Raw genomic sequence first — 5,532 nt, forward strand, 5'->3', positions numbered from 1 at the left:
AGATGGACTTCGCCAAGGCCTCCGGCACCGTCAAGGAACTGCTGAAATAGTCTTGAAAGGCGCTAACGGCCGAGCACTGTCTCGGTCGCGGCATCGACGATCGCGAATTTCGCGGCCTGATAGTTCACGTATTCAAGAATGAAGCCGCGCGAAAGCCAGAGATCGCCTTTGCGCGGCGGCTCTTCCCAGCCAATGCTTCCCATTTCAGCGGCATGCGAAAGCAGGCGCTTCAGGTGCGTGTTCGAAATCATGAACTGCGCGCGGATTTCGCCGAGTGATACGGGGCCGACCGACATGCGTTCCTTTGACCGGTCGAACCCCGGCAGGCGCGTCATCAGATAATCCATGATCAGCCCCCCGGAATTCGCCCAGTTGAAAAGATTGAAGGTCCGGCCGGGGTCACGCACCGCCTCGGTCCCGATGAACGCCTTGGCGATCATCGGTTGAATTTTACCGAAGACCGAAGGGTCCGAGCCGACCTGCGCGAGCCGGGTTCCGCCATCAAGGCCGTCGAGAACGAGCAGATGGGCGTGCAGCCACTTCAGAAAATGGTGCTCAGCCGTTTCGGTTGGTTCAAGCAGCCTTGTGCGCCGATCGCTCTGTCCGCTGACCGTCCTCAGGTAGCGATAGACCAGCATTTCCTGCACGAAGGCTGCAGCGGTGTTGCGGCTGGCGATCTTGTTGCCGACGACGAATTCGACAAAGCGGCCGGAATACAGGCCCTTCTTCGTGTCATCGGGATAGCCGTAATGCAGCCCAAATCCGGCATGTGCCATGAGCCATCGTTGCTGCGAAGCAAAGATCGACGCAATACGCGGACTGTCCCGGTAGATCGTAAGCATCTCATTTGCGCACAGTAGTACTGCTTCAAAAAAACGCTCATTGGATGAAAGTGTTTCGGGGCAAAAAGGCATCGGACAATCCAGACGGGTACACGTATTCCATCTGATACGAAGCTTGCGCCTGTCAATGTCACTTTTGACAAAGATGAGTAAAATTCGGAGCTGGAGTTAACCGGCAGGGTTAAAGCGTAGAATCAAAGAAGGCAGGAGCTGGGGGCGCTCCTGCCTTCTTGCACTTTGCTGTCGCTGGCAACGCAGGGCTGAGGCCCAGCCAGCGGCTTATTTGCAAAGGCACCCTTGCGAGGCGGCGCCGGGGGTAGGGATGGTGCCTCGCTCGGGGATCGCTTTGTTGAGATGGACCGTATTGCGCCGCAGCAGTGGATTCAACTTACAAAAATATAATGTTTCGGTCGCACGGCCGTCACAGGTGGCGGAAGGGACGCCAACAGTCCGTCGCAGCTATTTGTCCCCGCCCGCGACCTGTTTTTGTAAGCATTTGTATTCTTGTTGTTATTTCTCTTTAAAATACTCGCTTCGATAACGTGGAAATACGAAACAATTCGCGGCTTCGTGCACAAATGTCGCAGCGCGCGCATGCGGATGCTCACGCTTTCTTGAGTTGTATTTTTTAAAACAATCGTCAGCCACCTGTGAATAGCGCGCGTTCGCGGCAAAGTTCATGGCACGCTGCGGCAAACCTGCGTATATGATTGGGCTTGCAAGAGGTTCATATGCGCTTTTCCAATTCCTTTCTCGACGAGATACGCGACCGCGTCCAGATTTCGGATGTCATCAGCCGGCGCGTGAGCTGGGACAAGCGCAAGACAAATGTATCGCGCGGTGATTATTGGGCCTGCTGCCCTTTCCACGGCGAAAAGTCTCCGAGCTTCCACTGCGAAAACCGCAAGGGCCGTTATCACTGCTTCGGCTGTGGCGTCACAGGCGATCATTTTCGCTTTCTGACAGACCTCGAGGGCCTCAGCTTCCCCGAAGCGGTGCAGCAGATCGCCGACATGGCGGGCGTTGCAATGCCGATCGCCGATCCTGTCATGGAGCGGCGCGAGAAGGAGCGCGGCTCCCTTCTGGACGTCATGGAACTGGCGACGACGTTCTTTCAGGACCAGCTGCAGACAGCAACGGGCGCGCGGGCGCGCGCCTACCTTCGCGACCGTGGGCTGACGGGTCGCACGATCGAGACCTTCCGTCTAGGCTTTGCGCCGGACAGCCGCAATGCGCTCAAGGAGTTCCTGGCCGGCAAGGGCGTCGCCAAGGAGCAGATCGAGGCCTGCGGCCTTGTCGTTCATGGGCCGGACGTGCCGGTCAGTTACGACCGTTTCCGCGACCGCATCATGTTCCCGATCCTCTCTTCAAGAGAGAAGGTGATCGCCTTCGGCGGACGCGCCATGTCGCCGGATGCACCGGCGAAATACCTCAATTCCAATGAGACCGAGCTCTTTCACAAAGGCAACGTGCTCTACAATTTTGCGCGTGCCCGGCGGTCCATCCAAGGTGCGGACGGTGCGCAGACGATCATCGCCGTCGAAGGCTATATGGATGTCATTGCCCTGCATCAGGCAGGCGTCGAGAATGCTGTGGCGCCGCTCGGTACGGCGCTCACCGAAAACCAGCTCGAGCTGCTTTGGAAAATGACGCCGCAGCCGGTGCTCTGCTTCGATGGCGACGGCGCCGGTATCCGCGCCGCAAACCGGGCGGCGGATCTGGCACTGCCGTACCTCAAACCCGGCCGTAGCGTGCGCTTTGCGTTGCTGCCCGACGGCAAGGATCCGGACGACTTGGTGCGCCATGAGGGCCGCGCGCCTTTCGACAAGGTGATGAGCCAGGCAAAGCCGCTTGCCGAAATGCTCTGGAGCCGCGAGCTCAACACAGGCAAGTTCGATACGCCAGAGGCGCGCGCCGAACTGGAAGCGCGCCTGAAGCAGATGGTTGCCGTCATTGCCGACGAAAATGTTCGCCGCCATTATCAGCAGGATATCCGCGACAGGCTGAACGCATTCTTTCAGCCGCAGTTCCAGAACCGTGGCGGCGAGCGGCGCAGCTTCGAGCGTGGCAGTGGACCGGGCAGGCGCGGTGGACAGCAGGAGGCGCGTGGCGCGCGCATCGCCGGCGGCGGTGTTTCCGAGCGTCTCGCGCGCTCGGGCCTCGTGCGTGGACATCAGGACATTCCGGCGTTGCGGGAAAGCGTGCTTGCGCTCACCATCGTCAATCATCCTGCGCTGATGCAGGACGAATACGACGAAATCGCTTCGATCGACTACGATAATCGCGAGCTTCAACGCCTCTGGTCCGGTGTGCTCGGTGCTGCGGCGGCCGTCGCCGGGCCGCATCTGACGCGCGAATATCTGATCGAGCGGCTGGAGGAGCAGGGCTTCGGGACGCTGCTGAAGAGCCTGGAGCAGCAGATCCGCAATGCACGTCTCTGGATCGCGACGGAGGAAGCCGCTATGGAGGATGCTCGCGAGGGGTATCGTCAGGCGCTTGCCTTCCACAAGCGCGCCAAGGCGCTGCGCTGGCAGAAGATCGAACTCGAACGCGAGATCGCCGAGGCGACGGAAGCCGGGGACGGCGACGTCATCGACCAGTTGATGCGCGCGCTGCAGGAAGTTCATTTCGAGGGCCTGCGGCTGGAAAACCAGGAGGCGATCATCGACGGCTTCGGCGTGCTTTCAGGGCGCGTGAAGGGCGCGGCAAGCCATTGATGGACGGCGGAGATACAGCATTTTCGGCGGGGGATGCGCTGTTCGCCGCGGAGCGCTCGCCCCTCGGCATCCTGAACCGTGTCTATGGCTATCCGGCCTTTCGCGGCAAGCAGCAACAAGTGGTCGAGCATGTCGTCTCCGGCGGCGATGCCGTCGTGCTCTTTCCGACGGGCGCCGGCAAGTCGCTCTGCTTTCAGATCCCTGCGCTCTGCCGCGAGGGTGTCGGCATCGTCGTTTCGCCGCTGATTGCGCTGATGCGCGATCAGGTGGAAGCGATGAAGCAGCTCGGTATTCGCGCCGCCGCGCTGAATTCGTCATTGTCGCGGGAGGGGTTTATCGAGGTTCGCCGCGCGCTTTCCGTCGGCAAGCTCGACCTGCTCTACGTGACGCCGGAGCGCATCCTGATGGAGGGGTTCCGCGATACGATCGGCAACTCGAAGATCGCGCTCTTCGCCATCGATGAGGCGCATTGCGTCTCCCAATGGGGACATGATTTCCGACCGGAATATCGCGAGCTCGGCAAGCTTGCGGAGCACTTTCCCGATGTGCCGCGCGTTGCGCTGACGGCGACTGCCGATCCGCACACCCGCGACGACATCGTGGAACGGCTTGGTCTGAACAATGCCAAGATTTTCACGACCAGCTTCGATCGGCCGAACATCAGCTACGAAATCGTCGAGCGCGATCAGCCGCGCCAGCAGTTGCTCCGGTTTCTGTCGGGTCACAAGGGCAATAGCGGCATCGTCTACTGCCTGTCGCGTGCCAAGGTCGAGGACACGGCCGAGTGGCTGAACGGACAAGGCATCCGGGCGCTGCCTTATCATGCCGGCATGGATCGCGCGCTTCGCGATGCCAATCAGGATGCCTTCCTGAAAGAAGACGAGCTGTGCCTGGTTGCGACCGTTGCCTTCGGGATGGGGATTGACAAGCCGAACGTGCGCTATGTGGCGCATCTCGATCTGCCGGGATCCGTCGAAGCCTATTATCAGGAGACTGGCCGCGCCGGGCGTGACGGGCTGCCGTCCGAGGTCTGGATGGCCTATGGCATGGCTGACGTCATCCAGCGGCGACGAATGATCGACGAAGGCAGCGCCGCCGATGAGATCAAGCGGGTCGAGCGATCCAAGCTTAATGCGCTGCTCGCCATCTGCGAAACGGCTTCGTGCCGCCGCCAGGCGATCCTTGCGCATTTCGGCGAGGCGCATGCCGGTAATTGCGGCAGTTGCGATACCTGCTTGAAGCCGGTCGAGACCTGGGATGGGACGGATGCGGCGATCAAGGCGCTGGCCGCCATCTATCGCACGGGCGAGCGCTTCGGCACGGGCCATGTGGTCGACGTGCTTCTCGGCAACGTCAATGAAAAGACCGAGCGCTTCGGCCACACGACCATGCCGGTCTTTGGAGCGGGCAGCGATATTCCTTCGCGGACATGGCAGTCGGTCTTCCGCCAGCTGCTGGCCATGGGGCTCATCCGCGTCGATCATGATGCGTTTGGCGCGCTGAAACTGGAAGCGGAGGCGCGTGCGGTCTTCAAGCGTGATCGCCAGGTCTTCTTCCGCAAGGATCGTCCGGCCTCCGAGCGCCGGACCAAGAAGGCGGCACAAGCCGAGAGCCGATCCGTGTTGTCGGGCGCGGACGGGGTGCTTTTCGAGGCTTTGCGCGCGGAACGGACAGCGATTGCGCGATCGCTCGGCGTGCCTCCCTATGTCGTCTTTCCCGATACGACGCTCATTGCCTTCGCGACAGAGCGGCCGCGGACACACAAGGAGCTGCTCGGCATTTCGGGTGTCGGCCAGTCGAAGCTCGAGCGCTACGGCGATGCGTTTATCGAGGTCATCCTGAGCCACGACGACTAGGGTCTTCGTCATCCCGGCTCCCGAGGGCGGTAAGAGCGCTGCAATAACGGTGTCCATCCCGGCCGTCAGACTTGCCGCCCCCGGTTGCCGCTCCTATCTCAGTTGCGGTACTTGTGC

At 60.9% G+C, this 5,532-nt stretch carries 3 protein-coding genes; 2 read left to right on the forward strand and 1 reads right to left on the reverse strand.

From position 1 onward, the window contains the following. Window positions 1-62: 62 nt before the first annotated feature. Window positions 63-914, reverse strand: a complete 852-nt coding sequence (locus tag ACPYOI_RS34625; protein ID WP_481417993.1) for a hypothetical protein — start codon at window positions 912-914, stop codon at window positions 63-65. Between the two features lie 659 nt (window positions 915-1,573). On the opposite strand from ACPYOI_RS34625, the gene dnaG reads away from it, so the two are divergent. Together dnaG and recQ are read left to right on the forward strand one after the other, a co-directional pair. Continuing rightward, a complete protein-coding gene (gene dnaG / locus ACPYOI_RS34630; RefSeq protein ID WP_481424047.1) occupies window positions 1,574-3,559 on the forward strand; it encodes a DNA primase in 1,986 nt (661 codons plus the stop codon). Further along, window positions 3,559-5,415 carry a DNA helicase RecQ gene (recQ, locus tag ACPYOI_RS34635; RefSeq protein ID WP_481417991.1) on the forward strand — a complete coding sequence of 619 codons (1,857 nt, stop codon included), beginning with the start codon at window positions 3,559-3,561 and terminating at the stop codon, window positions 5,413-5,415. Before dnaG ends, recQ begins: the two co-directional genes overlap by 1 nt. Window positions 5,416-5,532: the final 117 nt, after the last annotated feature.

It is taken from the genome of Rhizobium sp. SVR5-2C (assembly GCF_056755115.1).

Excerpts from the sequence above, each read along its gene's own strand:
- ACPYOI_RS34625 (WP_481417993.1), bottom strand. The coding sequence starts at position 914 with ATGCCTTTTTGCCCCGAAACACTTTCATCCAATGAGCGTTTTTTTGAA.
- dnaG (WP_481424047.1), top strand. The coding sequence starts at position 1,574 with ATGCGCTTTTCCAATTCCTTTCTCGACGAGATACGCGACCGCGTCCAG.
- recQ (WP_481417991.1), top strand. The coding sequence starts at position 3,559 with ATGGACGGCGGAGATACAGCATTTTCGGCGGGGGATGCGCTGTTCGCC.